Origin of the sequence: Subtercola boreus (genome assembly GCF_003399635.1) — a bacterium.
GTDB classification, from domain to species: domain Bacteria; phylum Actinomycetota; class Actinomycetes; order Actinomycetales; family Microbacteriaceae; genus Subtercola; species Subtercola boreus_B.
Genome location: NZ_NBXB01000011.1, coordinates 227,035 through 245,102, shown reverse-complemented (window position 1 = coordinate 245,102; position 18,068 = coordinate 227,035). Strand labels below are relative to the sequence as shown.

The 18,068-nt window shown below is 68.9% G+C and carries 14 protein-coding genes; 6 read left to right on the top strand and 8 right to left on the bottom strand.

The window, feature by feature from the left end; genetic code table 11:
- Positions 1 to 9: 9 nt before the first annotated feature.
- Positions 10 to 1,503: a sensor histidine kinase gene (locus tag B7R22_RS03630; RefSeq protein ID WP_116410435.1), complete on the bottom strand. Its 1,494-nt coding sequence runs from the start codon at positions 1,501 to 1,503 to the stop codon at positions 10 to 12.
- Positions 1,504 to 1,731: 228 nt separating this feature from the next.
- Here B7R22_RS03630 and B7R22_RS03625 point away from each other — a divergent pair, with 228 nt between their 5' ends.
- Entirely contained in the window at positions 1,732 to 2,118 is a 387-nt protein-coding gene (locus B7R22_RS03625) for an Rv3235 family protein (RefSeq protein ID WP_116410434.1), read from the top strand.
- 87 nt (positions 2,119 to 2,205) lie between these two features.
- Here B7R22_RS03625 and secA read toward each other — a convergent pair whose 3' ends face one another.
- The 6 genes from secA to mtrA form a co-directional block, all read right to left on the bottom strand.
- Positions 2,206 to 5,061 (bottom strand): preprotein translocase subunit SecA, encoded by a 2,856-nt coding sequence (secA, locus tag B7R22_RS03620; protein WP_116410433.1) that lies wholly within the window; start codon positions 5,059 to 5,061, stop codon positions 2,206 to 2,208.
- A gap of 148 nt (positions 5,062 to 5,209) precedes the next feature.
- Entirely contained in the window at positions 5,210 to 5,926 is a 717-nt protein-coding gene (gene hpf / locus B7R22_RS03615; RefSeq protein ID WP_116410432.1) for a ribosome hibernation-promoting factor, HPF/YfiA family, read from the bottom strand.
- A gap of 104 nt (positions 5,927 to 6,030) precedes the next feature.
- On the bottom strand, positions 6,031 to 6,852 hold the full coding sequence (locus B7R22_RS03610) for a ComF family protein (RefSeq protein ID WP_172582186.1): 822 nt from the start codon (positions 6,850 to 6,852) through the stop codon (positions 6,031 to 6,033).
- Positions 6,853 to 6,958: 106 nt separating this feature from the next.
- Positions 6,959 to 8,632, bottom strand: a complete 1,674-nt coding sequence (locus tag B7R22_RS03605) for an LpqB family beta-propeller domain-containing protein (RefSeq protein WP_147305284.1) — start codon at positions 8,630 to 8,632, stop codon at positions 6,959 to 6,961.
- Positions 8,629 to 10,278 (bottom strand): MtrAB system histidine kinase MtrB, encoded by a 1,650-nt coding sequence (mtrB, locus tag B7R22_RS03600; RefSeq protein ID WP_253258858.1) that lies wholly within the window; start codon positions 10,276 to 10,278, stop codon positions 8,629 to 8,631. The genes B7R22_RS03605 and mtrB overlap by 4 nt, the downstream gene beginning before the upstream one ends.
- 17 nt (positions 10,279 to 10,295) lie before the next feature.
- Positions 10,296 to 10,982, bottom strand: a complete 687-nt coding sequence (gene mtrA, locus B7R22_RS03595) for an MtrAB system response regulator MtrA (RefSeq protein WP_116410429.1) — start codon at positions 10,980 to 10,982, stop codon at positions 10,296 to 10,298.
- Positions 10,983 to 11,160: 178 nt separating this feature from the next.
- Between mtrA and B7R22_RS19060 the strand changes: the two genes are divergently transcribed.
- The 5 genes from B7R22_RS19060 (at position 11,161) to B7R22_RS03565 (ending at position 16,827) form a co-directional block, all read left to right on the top strand.
- Positions 11,161 to 12,351, top strand: coding sequence for a hypothetical protein (locus B7R22_RS19060; protein ID WP_172582185.1), 1,191 nt, complete (start codon positions 11,161 to 11,163; stop codon positions 12,349 to 12,351).
- Positions 12,335 to 13,015, top strand: coding sequence for a DUF4129 domain-containing protein (locus B7R22_RS03580; protein WP_253258857.1), 681 nt, complete (start codon positions 12,335 to 12,337; stop codon positions 13,013 to 13,015). Before B7R22_RS19060 ends, B7R22_RS03580 begins: the two co-directional genes overlap by 17 nt.
- Positions 13,012 to 14,424 (top strand): DUF4350 domain-containing protein, encoded by a 1,413-nt coding sequence (locus tag B7R22_RS03575; RefSeq protein WP_116410427.1) that lies wholly within the window; start codon positions 13,012 to 13,014, stop codon positions 14,422 to 14,424. The genes B7R22_RS03580 and B7R22_RS03575 overlap by 4 nt, the downstream gene beginning before the upstream one ends.
- Positions 14,421 to 15,446 carry an AAA family ATPase gene (locus tag B7R22_RS03570; protein ID WP_116410426.1) on the top strand — a complete coding sequence of 342 codons (1,026 nt, stop codon included), beginning with the start codon at positions 14,421 to 14,423 and terminating at the stop codon, positions 15,444 to 15,446. The genes B7R22_RS03575 and B7R22_RS03570 overlap by 4 nt, the downstream gene beginning before the upstream one ends.
- A 73-nt stretch (positions 15,447 to 15,519) precedes the next feature.
- Entirely contained in the window at positions 15,520 to 16,827 is a 1,308-nt protein-coding gene (locus B7R22_RS03565) for a DUF58 domain-containing protein (RefSeq protein WP_116410558.1), read from the top strand.
- Positions 16,828 to 17,055: 228 nt separating this feature from the next.
- Here the strand turns inward: B7R22_RS03565 and B7R22_RS03560 are convergent, their stop codons facing one another.
- Positions 17,056 to 18,051 carry a stage II sporulation protein M gene (locus tag B7R22_RS03560; RefSeq protein WP_116410425.1) on the bottom strand — a complete coding sequence of 332 codons (996 nt, stop codon included), beginning with the start codon at positions 18,049 to 18,051 and terminating at the stop codon, positions 17,056 to 17,058.
- Positions 18,052 to 18,068 lie beyond the last annotated feature (17 nt).

Sequence of the window (18,068 nt, the reverse complement as noted above, 5' to 3'; positions counted from 1 at the left end):
TGGAGGGTTTCAGCGCTTCTTCAGCCAGCGGAACGGGATCTCGATCGTCACGACTGTTCCGCTGCCCACCATGGTGTGCCAGTCGATGATCCCGCCCAGTTCGCCCTGGATGAGGGTGCGCACGATCTGGGTGCCGAGCCCCGAACCGACCTTGCCCTCCGGCAGACCGGATCCGGTGTCCCGCACCTCGACGGTGAGCGTCTCCTCCGACCGTGAGGCGACGATCTCGACCTGACCCTCCTGGCCGGCGAGCCCATGTTCGACCGCGTTGGTCACGAGTTCCGTGAGAGCCAGCGCGAGCGGAGTCGCGTACTCACTCGGCAGCACGCCGAAGCTGCCGCTGAACTTCGGATGCACGGTGGTGTTGTGGGCCGAGGCGACCTCGGTGACGAGCATGAGCACACGCTCGAAGACCACGTCGAAGTCGACCTTCTGGCTGAGACCCTCCGAGAGCGTGTCGTGCACGACCGCGATGGCGGCGACGCGGCGCATGGCCTGCGAGAGGGCATCCTTCGCGTCGTCGGAGTGGGTGCGACGGGCCTGGATGCGCAGGAGCGACGCGACCGTCTGGAGGTTGTTCTTCACCCGGTGGTGGATCTCCCGGATGGTCGCATCCTTCGTGATCAGCTCACGCTCGTCGTGGCGCAGCTCGGTGACGTCGCGGCACAGCACGATCGCGCCGAACCGCTGGCCGCGGGTGCGGAGAGGGATCGCGCGGAGAGACACGGTCACGCCCTTCGCGTCGATGTCTGTGCGCCAGGGCGCCCGGCCCGTGACCACGAGCGGAAGCGACTCATCGACGACCAGTGTGCCGTTCAGGAGGATCGTCGTCACCTCGGCCAGCGACTGGCCCTCGAGTTCTTCGCTGTAGCCCATGCGGTTGAACGCCGACAGACCGTTGGGGCTCGCGAAGGTCACCATGCCGTCCGCGTCCAGCCGGATGAGGCCGTCGGATGCCCGGGGCGCACCCCTGCGTGGACCTGTGGGTGCACCGAGGTCGGGGAAGTCCCCCGCAGCGATCATCGCGAAGAGATCGTTGGCGCACTCGTTGAAGGTGAGCTCCTGGCGGCTCGGCGTTCGCGCCTCGCTGAGGTTCGTGTGCCGCGTGACGACCGCGATCGGGTTGTCTGTCGTCTTCATCTCGGTGTGGGACAGCCGCCGGAGCACCGGCACGGCCCGCACGCGGGTCGGCGTCTCCTCGTACCAGTCGGGAGCCGCGGTGTCGACGATCTGGGCGCTCTCGAAGGCGTCGGTGACCTGTTTCCGCCATTCGGCTTTGACGGCCTGGCCGACGAAGTCGCGATAGAAGAGAGTCGCCGAGCTGGATGGCCGTGCATGCGCCACCGCGACGAAGCTGCCGTCCTTCGACGGAACCCACAGCACGATGTCCGCGAAGGCCAGGTCGGCGAGAAGCTGCCAGTCACCGACGAGCAGATGAAGCCACTCGACGTCGGCTTCGGTGGAATTGCCCTGCGCGAGGACGAGATCGCTCAATGTTGACACGCCCCTAGCCTACGGCTCCCCGGCTGGGTGCTCTGCGACGTCGCGCGTCCTCCACAGGGTCGAGCCTCAGCGCTTTCTTTCCACAGAGCAGAGGCCGCTCTGGACACCTGTGGGTTCCCCTGCTTTCATGACAACACCCGAACCTGATAAATGTTCAGTCGTCGCGGTTCCCGCCAGCAGACCCAGCTGTCGTGTGCCGTTCGGCCAAATCCACTGGAGCCGCACACCATGATTTCGTTCCCCGCAGTCGTCGACATCCTCGACACCGATCAGCCGTTCACCGAGGCGCAGAGCATCCTCGAGAGCCTGACACTGTGCGTCCTGGAGGTGCTGGCGGGGGTGCGCGACCTCGACCAGGTCGCCCGCTGGGTCTCCGAAGATGTGTACCACCATCTGATGCAGCGCGTGGTGCTCTCCGCCCGGGCGCGGCAGGTGAAGGGCGAGCGGCTGATCAGGCCGACCTTCACGATCGGCAGAACGGTGCACAGCGAGCCGGTGCCCGGCGTCATCGAGGGGGTGGTCATCGTTCACGGCAAGGCGAGGACTCGAGCCGTCGCGCTCCGCCTCGAACGGTTGGAGACGAGGTGGCGGGCGAGCGCGATCAACGTGCTCTGAGCTGCGGGTCTTGACACGCCCGGAGCGACAGAGCCCCGCCCGCGCATGTGCGCGGCGGGGCTCTGTCGCTGGTGTTCGGGCAGGTCGCTACTTCTTCTTGCCCTGGCCTCGACGCTCGGCACGGTTTGCCGCGGGGGGCGCGCCGACCGGCGCCTTCTGGCCGAAGGCTCCGGTGGTGGTGGGCTGGCTCCGCGGAGCCTGGCCACGAGGCGGGTTCTTCGCCGCAGGAGGCACTGGCGTCGACCCGGGCGCGAGCGGGTTGCCCTCGGCCTCTGCGCGCTGGGCCAGGGCCGTTGCGGCCTGCTCGAGCTGCCCGCGCTGGTTGCGCACCTCGACTCCGCCCGAGTCGCTCGGCGCCGTGTAGCTGAGCTGCTCCACGCTGGCGTTGCCGCTCTCGAGACCCTTGGCCTGCACACTCGGCGCATCCACGGAGCCCGCCGGTGTGTTCACCTCGACCTCGAGGTTGAACAGGAAGCCCACGGCCTCCTCGCGGATCTGGCCCATCATCTGCTGGAAGAGCGCAAAGCCCTCGCGCTGGTACTCGACGAGCGGATCACGCTGCGCCATCGCCCGCAGGCCGATTCCGTCTTTGAGGTAGTCCATCTCGTAGAGGTGGTCTCGCCAGCGGCGGTCGATGACGGTGAGCACCACGCGTCGCTCGAGCTCGCGCATCGCGGCCTCGCCGAGCGTCGCCTCGCGGTTCTGGTAGGCGATCTGCGCATCGGACAGGATCTCCCTGCCGACGAACTCCCGGCTGATCTTGCCACGGCTGCCGGCTTCTGCCACGACCTCGTCGATCGAGATCGACACCGGGTAGAGCGTCTTGAGCTCGGTCCACATGGCGTCGAAGTCCCAGTCGTCGCCGTTGCCCTCGCCCGCGTGGGTCTCGAGCACGTCTTCGACGACGTCCTTCAGGAACTTCTGCGCACGCTCGTGCAGGTCGTCACCCTCGAGGATGTGGCGGCGGTCGCCGTAGATGGCCTCGCGCTGCCGATTCAGAACGTCGTCGTACTTCAGCACGTTCTTGCGGATCTCGGCGTTCCGGCCCTCGACCTGCGACTGGGCGCTGCGGATGGCGCGCGAAACCACCTTCGACTCGATCGCCAGGTCGTCGGGCACGTTGCCCCGACCCATCAGGCTCTCTGCGGCTCCGGCGTTGAACAGGCGCATGAGGTCGTCGGTCAGCGAGAGGTAGAACCGGCTCTCGCCCGGGTCGCCCTGGCGACCGCTCCGACCGCGCAGCTGGTTGTCGATGCGGCGCGACTCGTGACGCTCGGTGCCGAGCACATAGAGACCGCCGGCCTCGACGACCTTCTCGGCCTCCTCCTCGACGCCCGACTTGACCTCGGCGAAGACGTCGTCCCACGCGGCCTCGTACTCGTCGGGGGTGTCGACCGGGCTGAGGCCCCGGGAGTTCATCTCCGTCACGGCCAGGAACTCGGTGTTGCCACCGAGCATGATGTCGGTGCCGCGCCCTGCCATGTTCGTGGCCACGGTGACCGCGCCGAGCCGACCGGCCTGGGCGATGATCGCGGCTTCCCTCGCGTGGTTCTTGGCGTTCAGCACCTCGTGCCGCACGCCCTTCTTGGCCAGGAGGCGCGAGAGGTACTCGCTCTTCTCGACGCTCGTCGTTCCGACCAGCACAGGCTGGCCGGTCGCGTGACGTTCGACGATGTCCTCGACGACCTGCTCGAACTTGGCCTGCTCGTTCTTGTAGACCAGGTCGGACTGGTCCTTCCGCTGCATCGGGCGGTTCGTCGGGATGGCGACGACGCCGAGCTTGTAGGTGCTCATGAACTCGGCGGCCTCAGTTTCGGCCGTACCGGTCATGCCCGCGAGCTTGTCGTAGAGACGGAAGTAGTTCTGCAGAGTCACCGTGGCGAGCGTCTGGTTCTCGGCCTTGACGACCACGCCCTCCTTGGCTTCGATCGCCTGGTGGATGCCCTCGTTGTAGCGGCGCCCGGCCAGGATGCGACCGGTGTGCTCGTCGACGATCAGCACCTCGCCGTTCATGACGACATAGTCCTTGTCCTTCTTGAACAGGGCCGACGCCTTCAACGAGTTGTTGAGGAACGAGATCAGGGGCGTGTTGGCGGATTCGTACAGGTTGTCGATACCGAGGTAGTCCTCGACCTTCTCGATACCGGGCTCGAGGATGCCCACGGTGCGCTTCTTCTCGTCGACCTCGTAATCGTCGCCGGCCGTGAGGCGGGTCGAGATCGATGCGAACTCGGTGAACCAGCGGTTCGCCTCCCCCGAGGCGGGCCCGGAGATGATCAGCGGCGTGCGCGCCTCGTCGATCAGGATGCTGTCGACCTCGTCGACGATCGCGAAGTTGTGGCCCCGCTGCACCATGTCGCTCGCCTGCCACGCCATGTTGTCTCGCAGGTAGTCGAAACCGAACTCGTTGTTGGTGCCGTAGGTGATGTCGGCTGCGTACTGGTCGCGGCGTTCGGGCGGGGTCTGTCCCGAGAGGATGACGCCTGTCGTCATGCCCAGGGCACGGAAGACGCGGCCCATCAGTTCGCTCTGGTAGTTGGCGAGGTAGTCGTTCACCGTGACGATGTGCACGCCCTTGCCGGCGATCGCGTTCAGGTAGGCCGGAAGCGTGGCGACGAGCGTCTTGCCCTCACCGGTCTTCATCTCGGCGATGTTGCCGAGGTGAAGGGCCGCGCCACCCATGAGCTGAACGTCGAAGTGCCGGAGGCCCAGGGTTCGCCTCGAGGCCTCGCGCACAGCGGCGAATGCCTCCGGAAGGAGGTGGTCGAGGCTCTCGCCGTCTTGGAAACGCTCGCGGAGCCTCGGCGTCTCGTCTTTCAGCTCCTCGTCTGTGAGGTGCGTGAAGTCCTCTTCGAGGGCGTTGATCGCCTTCGCGTAGTTCTCGAGGCGCCGAAGCACCCGGCCCTCGCCGACACGAAGGACCTTTTCCAAAACTGAAGCCACGTTGAATCTCCTACCGAACCAGCCATGATCCAGCCGGTAATCATAGCAATACTAGTTGTCGTACCTGAGGGTCTGTATAACGAACGCCGGGGGTGCGGCGCCTCAGCGCCGCACCCCCGGTTCATCTCCCATACTGCGGGAGAACTCCCTAGGCGAGAACTCCTTCAGCCTGCCGGGCATCCACGAGCAGCGCCGACGCGCTGTCGTCGAGCCCGATCACTCCGTAGTCCCAGCCCTTCCGGCGGTAGACCACACTCGGCCTTCCGGATTCGGAGTCGACGAAGAGGTAGAAGTCGTGACCGACGAGCTCCATCAGGTAGAGCGCGTCGTCGACCGTCATGGGGGCCGCCGCGAAGACCTTCGTGCGGATGACGACCGGCGACCAGGCCTCCTCGGCCGGATCCACCGACTCGGACTCTGCCGTGCCGACCGCGGCCGGCACCGTCTGCACGGCTCCGGTGCTCACCTGGGCGAGCACCTCGGCTTCGGCAGGTTTCAGGTCGGTGAGATTGAAGTCGGTGATCGACGCCTCTCGGAGCGAGACCGGCCGGTGCTGTCCACGGTGCACCTTCTTGCGGTCCTTCGCGCGTCGGATCCGTTCGAGGAGCTTGGCGATCGCGAGATCGAAGGCCACGTATTTGTCGCTGCCCGCACTCTCCGCCCGGACGATCGGCCCGGGCCCGATGAGGGTGAGCTCGACCCGGTCGTCTCCACCGGAGGTGTTCGCAGAACTGTGCCGGCACACCTTGATCTCGAGGGCGAGTGCCCGATCGGCGAGGTGTGAGACCTTGTCGGCCTTCTCGGTCGCGTAGCTCCGGAATCGATCGGTGATCCCTAGGTTTCGGCCCGTGATGTTGATCTCCATGGCAATCTCCTAGTCTCAAAAAGACGTGCCGCCCTGGGACCAAAGCGAGTTCTTCCGCGCCTTTTCCCCCACCGTAGTCGTCTTCAGCACCCCGTGTCATCCGTTCATCCCATCTGCCCCTCCCGTTCGCCCACCGGACGCACGGTGGATGCTCCGTGGTGCTTCGGCGTGTAGGCGAGCGTCGCCGCACCCCACACCGTCGCGCCCACTGATTCCAGCGCCCTGCGGCATTCCACGAGCGTGGAACCGGTCGTGGTGACATCGTCGACGACCAGGAAATGGCGCCCGTCGAGCGCCCCTGAGAGCTTGCTCCGAACCTCCAGGGATCCGTTGAGATTCGCCCTCCGCGCCTCTCTGCCGAGTCCGGCCTGGTCGGCGACAGGCCGGGCGACCCGGAGCGTCCGCGCAATTGGGAGCGCTCCGCGCGCCCGCACCGCGAGGAGCTCCACCGGGTGGTAGCCACGCCGACGGAACGCGGCGCGGGACGACGGCGCGACCGTGAGTTCGAGCACCGCGCCCGGGGGCAGCCGGCCCTCGAGGTCGGTTCGCGCATCCAGAATCGACGACTCGAGCACCCGGGCCAGCGGACGGGCCGCATCGGTACGCCCTGCCTCCTTGAAAGCCGAGAGCGCCGAACTCACCACGGTGCCGTACGGCACGCCCGCCCACACCCGGAGAGGCGGCTCCTGAAGCGCCTCGATGACGAGCTCGCACGACCGGGCGCCGGGCGAGGATTGCCAAGCCGATGCGGGTGACGGGGCCGCCGAGGGTGGCGGCGACGCCCCGATCGTCTCGCTGCACACCGCGCAGAGCGCGCGGTCACGTGCGCCGCACCCGACGCACTCGGTCGGCAGGATCACCGCGACGGCTGCTGCGAGCGCCCGGCCGACGGTGGTCTCCAGGAAGGGGAATGTGTGGGGGTTCATGGCCCCCACTCTTCCGCTCGCACCGGCGAGGGAAACGAGCATCCGCGCGATCAGTGGAGAACGCCCCCTGGCCCGCGCCTGTGGAGGAGACGCAAAGCGCCACGGATCAGGTCTGCGTGGCGAGGAGCGAGACCGACTTCGCCGTGGTCTGCCAGCCACTTCCGCGCTGCTGCTGCAGCTCACCCGTCGAGGTCAGCAGCCAGAGCCCGGTCACGTCGTTCGACCCCGCGAGTGAAGCACCGTTCGTCGGAATGCCGAGCGGCGAGCTCATACCGCCGATCTCCTGCAGAACCACCCGGTCGTCACCGCCGGACGTCACGGTGAGCGACGCGACGTTCGACGAGTCGACCCAGGTTGCGTCGAGGGGTGTTCCTGAGCCCGACGCGAGAGTCACCGGATCGCCCAGCCTCTCGGGCGCACCGGACGAGTTGCGGATGATCGCGGCCACGATCAGCCGTGGCACGCCGTCGGTGAGGGTGAACGCCAGCGCCCGCGTGCCGTCGCGGGAGACATCCAGCGACACGATGGAGGAGGCTCCATCCCAGTCGACCGCCACCGGATGCACGGAACCGTCACTGCCGTAGGCCTGCACCGCCTCCGGTGTGCCGGCGGGAACGGTCCACACGTAACCGGACGGGTCGAGCGTCGGCGCCAGCAGCCCCGGCCGACTGTCGACCAGCACCGGCTGGTTGTCGCCCGACTGCACGGCGAACACGCCAGTCGTGGTACCGACCGCCAGCACCTTCGACGACGAGGTCACAGAGAGAGGGGCGAGCGCCTGCACCTTGTCGCTCACTGTCGGGATCGGCACGAGCGCGCTGCTGCTGAGGTAGCCGAAGGCTCCCGACTGCAGCACGAGCGCCTTCGAATCGACCCGTGGCGCGAACACCGGCGCCACGCCCGCGGGAATGGTGAGCAGGGCCTGGTTCACAGTGATCGCGACCGCGGCGACAGACGCCACCGACCCGAGCGAGGCGTCGAGCTGCGCCTGCATCCGCTGCTGCGCCTCCGGCGTCTGGGTGAGCACCTGGTTCGACAGGTCGACGTTCGCCTTGCCCGACGACACCACAACCGACGACGTCTCAGTGCCGTCCGGGAAGGCGGTGACGATAGCGCCCTGCCCGAGCCACGGCGTCGGGCCCGCGAGGAGGGCCTTCACCACGCGCGTGCCGGTCGTCTCGTCTTTGGGGAACCACCGCACATCCGGAACCAGGTAGGTGTACGTCGGATCGTAGAAATAGAGGGAGTGCGAACTGAACACCTGGTTGAACCGTGTCTGTTCGAGGATGATGCCCGGGTTGGCCAGGTTGATGCGCCACTGGCCGTTCTCCTGGGTGAACTGGAACGGGATGGTGACGGCGGCGGTCGACGAGTTCTCGACGTAGTCCCCCATGCCGTCCACCTCGGCCTGCGGAGTGACGCTGACGCTCATCGCGGTGTCGGACTGGGTGGTGAAGGAGAGTTGGCCCGCGTCGATCAGAACGCCCGCGTTCGGATCCCACTGCTTCTCGAAGCCCGTGGACAGAAAACTCCGGGCGACCGCGTAGTCGTTCTGGGGGCTCGCCGCGGCCTGCAGGAAGCCGTTCAGTATCTGCGTCTGGTTCGCATCCGGCACCGGCCCCGGCGGAAGCAGGATCACGTCGATGTCGTCGGGTGCCGAACTCGCGGGCTGGGCGTGCACTCCCCCGGCGTCGGGGATGCCCGTGCATCCGGAGATCGCGAGAACGGCGGCGGCGGCCACCGCCAGCACCGCTGTCACCCGCAGGCGCCCGGCCCTCACCGGGTCTCCCCGAACGAGTGCCCTGCATCATCGGGCGGCAGCGGAAGCGGCGACGTTCCGGCGGAGTGCCCGTGGATGCGCGGCAGCGTGAGGCGGAAGCAGCTGCCGGCACCGCTCTCGGACCACACCTCGAGCGCACCCCGGTGGAGGGCTGCGTCTTCGAGCGAGATCGCGAGGCCGAGGCCCGTGCCACCGATGGTGCGCTTTCGGGAGGGGTCCGCCCGCCAGAACCGTTCGAACACGCGCTCGGCCTCCTCGGGGCTCATGCCGATGCCGTAGTCGCGCACCGCGACGGCGATGGACGACACGTTGCTGTCGACCGAGACCACGATCGGCCGGCCTTCGCCGTGCTCGATCGCATTGCCGAGCAGGTTGGTCAGGATGCGCCGGATGCGGCTCGCGTCGAGTTCGACCTCCACGTAGCCGCCGGGGGCGAAGACGCGGATCTCGGAGCCCGTCGAGGCGGCCAGCGGCTGCATCTGGTCGACCGCGTCCTCTGCCAGGCGCACGAGGTTGGTCGATTCGACGTTCAGGTCGGCCGATCCGGCGTCGAACCGGCTGATCTCGAGCAGATCGCCGAGCAGCATCTCGAAACGCACCGTCTGGGTGTGCAGCAGCTCCGCGGTGCGACCGATCGCCGGTTCGAAGGTGTCGCGTTGGTCGTAGAGCATGTCACCGGCCAGTCTGATGGTCGTCAGGGGCGTGCGGAGTTCGTGCGAGACATCCGATACGAATCTCTGCTGCAGTTGGGAGAGTTCTGCGAGCTGCGTGATCTGCCCCTGCATGCTGTCGGCCATGCCGTTGAAGGAGCGCGCCAGCGTGGCGAGGATGTCGTCACCCTTCTCGGGGATGCGCACCTCCAGTCGGCCCGCAGCGAGCTGCTCGCTGGTCTCGGCCGTGATGCGGATCGGCTCGATAACCAGCCGCACGATCACCCAGGCCACCACAGCGATCAGAAGGGTGAGCAGGAGGCCGGCGATCCAGAGCGTCTGCTGCACGAAGCTGAGGGTCTGGCCGGCGTCGGCGAGGTTGTAGCCGAGGTAGAGCTGGTACTGGCCGGCGCTCGGGATGGTGAGCGGGGTACCCACGATGATGCCCGGGTCGGTGCCGCCGGTGCTGTTCGGCAGCGCCACGGACTGCCAGTACTGGGTCTGGGTTCCGTCGCCGCCGGTGACCTCGCCCTTCAGCGAGTCGGAGATCAGGCCCTTGGCGTTCAGGGCGGGGCTCGCGAACGGCAGGAACGAGGTGGTGCCCTGGTCGTTGCCCGGCGCGGTGAGGATGGCGATGAGGCGCGACGACGAGGATGATGTGATCTTCGACTGCGCAGAATTCAGCAGTGTGCTCACCGAGGTCTCCGACGTGGAATCGGAGGCGTCGAAGATGGTCTGGGCGGCCTGCGCCGCCTGGTTGGAGTCGGCGAGCACCTGGTTCAGGCGCGAATGGAACAGGTCGTTGCCGATGCTGACCGAGGTGTAGATGCCCGCGCCGAGCAGGGCGACCGTCGTCAAGCCGATGGTGATGACGATCGTGCGGAACTGCAGCGACTGCCGCCAGGCGCCCCGCAACTGACGCGGCCAGGCGCGCCACTCCCTCGCGAGGAAGGGTCCGATGTGGCTCCGGCCCAGCCGGGCATCCGCCGCCGTCACGTCAGGGAGCCGTCACGTCAGATGACGGCGCCGGCCCGGTAACCGACACCCCGCACCGTCATGACGATGCGGGGGTTGTCGGGGTCTTCCTCGACCTTCGCCCGCAGCCGCTGCACGTGCACATTCACGAGCCTCGTGTCGGCCTTGTAGTGGTAGCCCCAGACCTGCTCGAGCAGCATCTCGCGGGTGAAGACCTGCTGGGGTTTGGAGGAGAGCGCCTGGAGCAGGTCGAACTCGAGCGGGGTGAGGTTGATGCGCCCGGCGCCCCGCCGAACCTCGTGGCCCTCGATGTCGAGCTCGAGGTCGCCGATCCGGAGTACCCCGCTGGTGGGCGCGTTCACGGGGTTCTGCCTCAGCCTGGTGCGGATGCGCGCCACCAGTTCCTTCGGGTTGAACGGCTTGACGATGTAGTCGTCGGCGCCGGACTCGAGCCCCTTCACCACATCCATCGTGTCGGACTTCGCGGTGAGCATGATGATCGGTACCCCCGACTCCCCCCGGATCTGGGCGCACACCTCGATGCCGTCGAGCCCGGGCAGCATCAGGTCGAGCAGCACCAGTTCGGGCTTCGACTGCTGGAACGCGGCGAGCGCTTCGGAGCCGTCGGCGCAGAAGATCGGCTCGAAACCCTCGGTCTGCAGCACGATGCCGATCATCTCGGCGAGCGCGGGGTCGTCGTCGACCACGAGTATGCGAGCATCCATGCTGATCAGGATAGTCGAGCGGGCCCGGGGAGGGCTGCGAGGCAGTCCCCTCCGGGCACCGGGTGGACGACGTCACCTCGTCGCTCAAGTGAGTTTTTGTCGCGAGCGGGCCCCGCCGGGGCCCTCGGGCGCCCTTTCCGACCGGGATGCTCGCTGTGCGGTGTGCGAGCATTGACCGGTGAGCGACAACAACGATGGACGGGCGGCGGGGGTTCCGCCTGTCGAAGCGCCTCCGACTGTCAGTCGACAGTCCCCCCTGCCGTACCCTCCGCAGCCCCTGCCGGGGCAGCACCCGGGGCAGCAGCAGTACCCGGGGCAGCCGGGGCAGCAGCAGTGGGCGCCGCCGCCGAAGCCGGGGCTCGTGCCGCTCCGACCCCTCAGCTTCGGCACCCTGCTCGGTGCGCCGTTCCAGGTGCTCCGCCGAAACCCTCGGGCGACGCTCGGCAGCGCCCTGATCATCCAGTTCACGATCGGTCTCGTCACCGCGCTGATCGTGGGTGGCGCCGTGCTGCTCGCCTTCACGCGGGTGGATTCCGCGTCGGCGGCCGACTACGACTCCATCCAGGCCGGGTCGACGGCGATCGTGCTGCTGAGCACCCTGATTCCGCTGGCCGTCGCCCTGATCACGAGCGCCCTGCTGCAGAGCATCCTGGTCATCGAAGTGTCGCGGGAGATCCTCGGCGAGAAGCGCCGGCTGGGCGAACTCTGGCGAGCCGCCGCGCGCCGCATCTGGCCGCTCGCCCTCTGGACGCTTCTGCAGGCCGCCGTGGTGGTCATCGTTCTGGGCGCCGTGGTCGGCGTGATCGTGCTGCTCACGTTCCTCGGCACGGTCGGGGCCGTGCTGGCGGTGGTGTTCGGCATCCTCGCCTTCCTCGCCATCGCGGTGCTGGCAGCCTGGCTCACGACGAAGCTGTCGCTCGTGCCCTGCATCATCGTGCTCGAACGGGCCGGGGTTCGCGGGGCGATCGCCCGGTCGTGGCGGCTGACCGACCGCTTCTTCTGGCGGACGCTCGGCACCGAGTGGCTCGTCGGCGCGATCGTGTCTGTGGCGTCGCAGGTGGTCGTTCAGCCGATCAGCCTGATCTTCGGGCTCGGCGTCGGAGTGCTCGCACCGAACGGCACGGATGGTTCGGGCTTCCCGTCCGACGTGCTGCTGATCGGCGGGCTCTACCTGGTGATCGGCGTCGTCCAGCTCGTGTTCGGCGCGATCAGCTCCGTGGTCCAGGCGGCGACAGTGTCGGTCATCTACGTCGACCTCCGCATCCGCAAGGAGGGGCTCGATCTCGAACTGATCCGGTTCGTCGAGGCCCGGGAGAGCGGTCACCGAGGCGCTGACGAGGATCTGTTCCGGGTTGCCGGGCGGGCCTGAGGGCGGCCCCGTCGTGTTCCTTCTCGGCGACGTACCGGTCGATCCGTCGGCTCCGGATGCCCGCCAGCTCCTCCAGGGGGAGCTCGCCAAGCCCGAATACCAGTCCGCGAAACCCACCTGGCTCGACCAGGCCGCATCGGCGGTGGAGCACTGGCTCAACAGCCTGGTGCTGCCGTCGGGCGGCGACTTCGGCGGCATCCTCCCGGTGCTCGCGACAATCGTTCTGGTCGCGCTCATCGTGGTGGCCTTCATCATCTTCGGGCGTCCCCGGCGGAACCGCTCGGCCCCCGTGGAGTTGCGTTCCCTGTTCGGGTCGGATGACCGGCGGAGCTCGGCCGAGTTGCGGGCGTCCGCGGTGAGAGCGGCCCGGTCGGGCGACTATCGCACGGCGATCGAGGAGCTCTACCGTTCCCTTGCCCGGCGACAGGCGGAACGCACGGTCATCCGCATCGATCCGGGCAGCACGGCGCAGGACGTCGCCGCGCGCGCGGCCGCGTCGTACCCGGGCGAAGCGAGGCGGCTGGCGTCGGCTGCGAGAGTGTTCGACGAGGTGCGGTACCTGGGGACATCCGGAACCCGGGAATCGTACGAGCAGCTGGTCGCACTCGAGGCGACGCTGCGGGATGCGGTTCCGGCTGGGCGCGAGCGGATCGGCGCCCGGTGACCGTGCTGAAGGCGGCTGCGACCGCCCCGCCGTCGTCGGTGACGCCCGGCCCGTCGCCGTCATCGACGCCCACTGTGCGAGTCTTCTTCCGGCGATGGTCGTTCTGGCTGGGTGCCGGCGTCTTCATCGTGATCGCGAGCCTGGTGCTGCTGCTCATCCGCGGTGTCTCCGGCGCGGAGGGCGGCTCCGACCTGTCGACGACGAGCGCAGCTCCGACCGGCTCGAAGGCGGTCGCCGAGGTGCTCGGCCAGCAGGGTGTGACGGTGACGACGGCGGACACGCTCGATGCGGCGGTGCGCGCGGTGGCCGACGCCCGCGCGGGCGGCGGCGCGGACGGTGCGGGCGGTGCGGGCGGTGCGGGCAGCGCGGGCGGTGCGGGCGGCGACCCGACTGTGCTCATCTACGACCCGAACAGCTTCCTGCCCGTGGACCGCGCGGCAGACCTCGCCGCGCTCGGTGGCCGGATCGTGCTCGTCCAACCGGACATCTTCACGCTCGACGCCCTCGCGCCCGGCGTCTCGGTGACTGGTGTGGTCGGTACTCCCTCCGTCGCTGACGCCGACTGCGCACTGCCCGTGGCCGAACGCGCAGGCACGATCTCGACGTCGGGGAGCGGATACCGGTTCGAGGGAGGATCCGGCAGCGCTGACGCCGGCAGCAGCGAATCCGGTGCCGGTGCCGAATGCTTCCCGGCCGGTGACGGCGGCTTCTCACTTGTACAGGAGCAACGGGGTGACTCCGTCGTGACAGTGCTCGGGGCATCCGGAGTCCTGACGAACGAACACACCCTCGAGGCCGGCAACGCGAGCCTGGCGCTGGGCCTCCTCGGCGGCACCGACCACCTCATCTGGTACCTGCCCTCTGCGGCCGACCTTCCCCAGACAGGCCCCCCGAGCCTCGGCGCCCTGACGCCCGGCTGGGTCACCCCGCTCGTTCTGCTCCTGGTCGTGGTGTTCCTGGCCGCGGCGCTCTGGCGGGGCCGCAGGCTCGGGCCCGTGGTGGTCGAGAACCTGCCGGTGATCGTGCGCGGCTCTGAGACCGTCATGGGCCGGGCACGGCTCTATGCGCGCTCGAACGCGCGAACCCGGGCTCTGGATGCTCTGCGGATCGGCACCGTGACGAGGCTCTCCGGGCTGCTCGGACTCCCCCGTTCCGCCGCGCTGCCCGAGGTCGTGGACGCCGTCGCGGCCGCGACCGGACTGCTGCCTGGCGACCTGGCCGGAATTCTCGTGAACCGGCTCCCGCGAACCGACGCCGAGCTGCTCGACCTCTCGCACCAGCTGTCGATGGTCGAACGCCGCGTACAAGTCGCTGTCGGGCGCACGCCCCGCTCCGCACCGCCAGCCTCCCCACCCGCTCCCCCCTCCCCACCTTCTCCCCCCTCACCTCCCACAGGAAGCCGGTCATGAGCGACATCCCGCCGAACCAGACACCAGCAGCGAACACCGATCCGGCGCCGAGCGCGGCACCCCGGGCATCCGACGACGAACTCCGGCAGGCGCTCCTCCGGGTGCGCACCGAGGTCGGAAAAGCCGTCGTGGGGCAGGACGGCGCGGTCACCGGGCTGCTCATCGCGCTGCTCGCGCGGGGGCACGTGCTTCTCGAAGGTGTGCCGGGTGTCGCGAAGACGCTGCTCGTGCGCTCGCTCTCGGCTGCGCTCAGCCTCGACACGAAACGGGTGCAGTTCACGCCCGACCTGATGCCGGGCGACGTCACCGGTTCGCTCGTGTACGACGCGCGTTCGGGCGAATTCCAGTTTCGGGACGGGCCGGTCTTCACGAACATCCTGCTCGCCGACGAGATCAACCGCACACCCCCGAAGACGCAGTCGGCCCTGCTGGAGGCGATGGAGGAACGCCAGGTCAGTGTCGACGGAATGTCTCGCCCGCTGCCCGACCCGTTCCTGGTGGCGGCGACGATGAACCCGATCGAGTACGAGGGAACCTACATGCTGCCCGAGGCTCAGCTCGACCGGTTTTTGCTGAAACTCACGCTCGAGATCCCCGAACGCGACGTCGAGATCCAGGTGCTGGCCCGGCACGCGGCTGGCTTCAACCCGCGGGACCTTGCCGCCGCGGGCGTCCGCCCCGTGCTCGGTGCGGCACAGCTGCACCAGGCGCAGGCGGCGGCCGCCAGGGTCGGTGCGGCGCCCGATGTGCTCGCCTACACCGTGGACCTCGCCCGCGCCACACGGCAGAGCCCGTCAGTGAAGCTCGGCGTGAGCCCGCGCGGAAGCACGGCGCTGCTCGCCTCCGCGAAGGCGTGGGCCTGGCTGAACGGTTTCTCGTCGATCACTCCCGACCACGTGCAGGCGATGGTGCTGCCGGTGTTCCGGCACCGCATCCAGTTGCGACCGGAGGCGGAGCTCGAGGGGGTGTCGGTCGACACGATCCTCCGCGGTGTTCTGTCGCAGGTGCAGGTGCCGATCTGATGAAGGACGCTGGTGCGGTGGATGCCCGGCAGCACAGCCGGCATGTGCTCGGTCTGAGGGGCGGGTGTCGCTGATGGCCGTCTCGGGGCGGTTCGTGCTGCTGCTCGCGCTCGGCGCCGTGCCGGTCGTGCTGCTCGGGCAGGCCTACGGGCTCGCGTTCGAGGCGCTCGGCGGATGGCTCGCACTTGCGGTGCTGCTCGGCATCGTCGATCTGCTGCTCGCGGGCTCCCCGCGGCGCGTGAGCATCGAACGCGATCTGCCCCTGCGGGTGCGGCTCGGGCAACCGGCGAGGAGCGACCTCTACCTCACGAACGGCGGTCGGCGTGCCCTCCGCGGAACCGTGCGCGACGCCTGGCAGCCCTCGGCCGGCGCGGTGACGACACGGTTCGCCGTGCACCTTCCGGCCGGTGAGCGGCGGATGGTGAGCGCTGAGCTCCGCCCGTTCCGACGGGGTGAACGCCGCGTCGAGGAGGTGGCCATCCGTTCGTTCGGTCCGCTCGGGCTCTGGGCGCGGCAGGCGAATGTCACCGCCCCGGGGCGGATCCGCGTTCTGCCGCCGTTCCATTCCCGGCGACACCTGCCCAGCCGCCTCGCCCGGCTGAGGGAGCTGGACGGCCGCACCAGCGTGATGATCAGGGGGCAGGGAACCGAATTCGACTCGCTGCGGGAGTACGTGCGGGGCGACGATGTACGTTCCATCGACTGGCGCGCGACGGCCCGCCGCGACGAACTCGTGGTGCGCACCTGGCGACCCGAACGTGACCGTCGGGTGGTGATCGTGATCGACTCCGGGCGGACGAGTGCCGCGCGGATCGATGACGAACCGAGGCTCGACACGGCCTTCGAGGCCGCGCTGCTGCTGGCGGCATTGGCGAGCCGCGCCGGGGACCGCATCGACGTCATCGCGTGGGATCGCCGGGTGCGTGCCCGCGTGCAGGGCCAGACGGGGGCGGAGCTCCTCTCGCGGATGGTCGATGCCCTCGCCTCTGTCGACCCCGAGTTGCTCGAGACAGACTGGTCGGCGGTTCCGGCGCGTGTGCGCGAGATCACGAACCAGCGCGCCCTCGTGGTGCTGCTGACCTCGCTCGAGACGCCCGGATCCTCCCGGGGCCTCCTCTCCGTGCTGCCGCAGCTGACCCAGCGGCACACCGTGCTGGTCGCGTCGGTCACCGACCATGGCACGTTCGAACGGGTGGGCCAGCGAGCAGACCTCGAGCAGACGTATACGGCTGCGTCCGCGGAGCGCGCGCTTCTGGATATCGCGCGGGTGTCGGCCGCGGCCCGCCAACAGGGTGCGGAGGTGGTGACGGGCTCGCCCGCCGACCTCCCGGCGGCGGTCGCCGACCGGTACCTCGCGCTGAAGGCCGCCGGGCGGCTCTGACGCCCGCGCTGCCCCTCATCCTGCTCCCTCCCCTCTCGGCCCGCTCCTTCCGTTCCCCGCCTCGCCCCGCCCCGCCTCGCCCCGCCTGCGCCTCACGGTGCGTCGAGAGGACGCAAAGTGCGGCTTCGGCGGTTCATTCCAGCATTTTGCGTCCTCTCGGCGCGGAATCCGCGCCGACGCGGAGGGGGGCACGGGGCACGGGGGCACGGGGCGCGGGGGGCGAGACGGTCAGGTTGCGACGAGGCGCTGGGCGCCCCTGTCGAACTCCTCGAGGTCGCCGGTCTCGCCTCCGCGGTGGGCGCGCCCGCCGACCCAGATCATGTAGAAGAGGAAGGCCGCGAGCGCCACTGCGCCAATCGCCAGCTTGATCGGCCACGGCAGCGGCGACGGCGTCACGAAACCCTCGATGATGCCGGAGACGAGCAGCACGAACACGAGCCCGATCGCGACCGTGAACAGGGCGCGGCCGTCGGCGGCGAGCGCCTCTCCGCGGGTGCGGGCGCCCGGCGCGATCCAGGCCCAGAAGATGCGGAGGCCCGCCGCGGCAGCCACGAAGATCGCCGTGAGTTCGAGCATCCCGTGCGGCAGGATGTACTGGAAGAACACGTCGGCATGCCCGAAGTGGAACAGCACCGCGGCATTGACCCCGAGGTTCAGGGCGTTCTGCAGCAACAGGTAGGGAACGTAGACGCCGATGATGCCGAACGCCACGCACTGGGCGGCGAGCCAGGCATTGTTGGTCCAGACCTGGCCGGTGAACGAGGCGGACGGGTTCTCGGAGTAGTAGCCGACGAAGTCCTGCTCCGCCACCTTCCGCAGGTCGGCATCACTGCCGAAGTTCGCCAGCACCCGCGGGTCGTTGAGCGCCCAGATCGCGTAGAGAGAGCTGACGACGATGGTCACGAGGGCGACGGCGAGTACGATCCAGCGCAGCCGGTAGAGCGCGGCGGGCAGCTGCAGGGCGAAGAACGCCGGCAGCTGCCTGAGGGCGTTGCCACTCGACGCGGTGAAACGGAGCCGCGCCCGGGAGAGCGAGACCGAGAGCCGGTCGCCCGCGACGGTGGATCCGGCGGCCGTCTTGAGAGCGGACAGGTCGGTCGCACCGGACTGGTAACGCTCGATCAGCTCGTCGGCCTCGGCCCCCGAGTACGCGCGGCGTCGCCCGAGGTCATCGAGGCGATCCCAGTCGGCTCGATGGGCGGCAGCGTAGGCGTCGAGGTCCATCTGCTTAGATGATAGCC

Coding starts and splice junctions, on each gene's coding strand:
- B7R22_RS03625 (WP_116410434.1), top strand. CDS start 1,732: ATGATTTCGTTCCCCGCAGTCGTCGACATCCTCGACACCGATCAGCCG.
- hpf (WP_116410432.1), bottom strand. CDS start 5,926: ATGGAGATCAACATCACGGGCCGAAACCTAGGGATCACCGATCGATTC.
- B7R22_RS03610 (WP_172582186.1), bottom strand. CDS start 6,852: ATGAACCCCCACACATTCCCCTTCCTGGAGACCACCGTCGGCCGGGCG.
- mtrA (WP_116410429.1), bottom strand. CDS start 10,982: ATGGATGCTCGCATACTCGTGGTCGACGACGACCCCGCGCTCGCCGAG.
- B7R22_RS03570 (WP_116410426.1), top strand. CDS start 14,421: ATGAGCGACATCCCGCCGAACCAGACACCAGCAGCGAACACCGATCCG.
- B7R22_RS03565 (WP_116410558.1), top strand. CDS start 15,520: ATGGCCGTCTCGGGGCGGTTCGTGCTGCTGCTCGCGCTCGGCGCCGTG.
- B7R22_RS03560 (WP_116410425.1), bottom strand. CDS start 18,051: ATGGACCTCGACGCCTACGCTGCCGCCCATCGAGCCGACTGGGATCGC.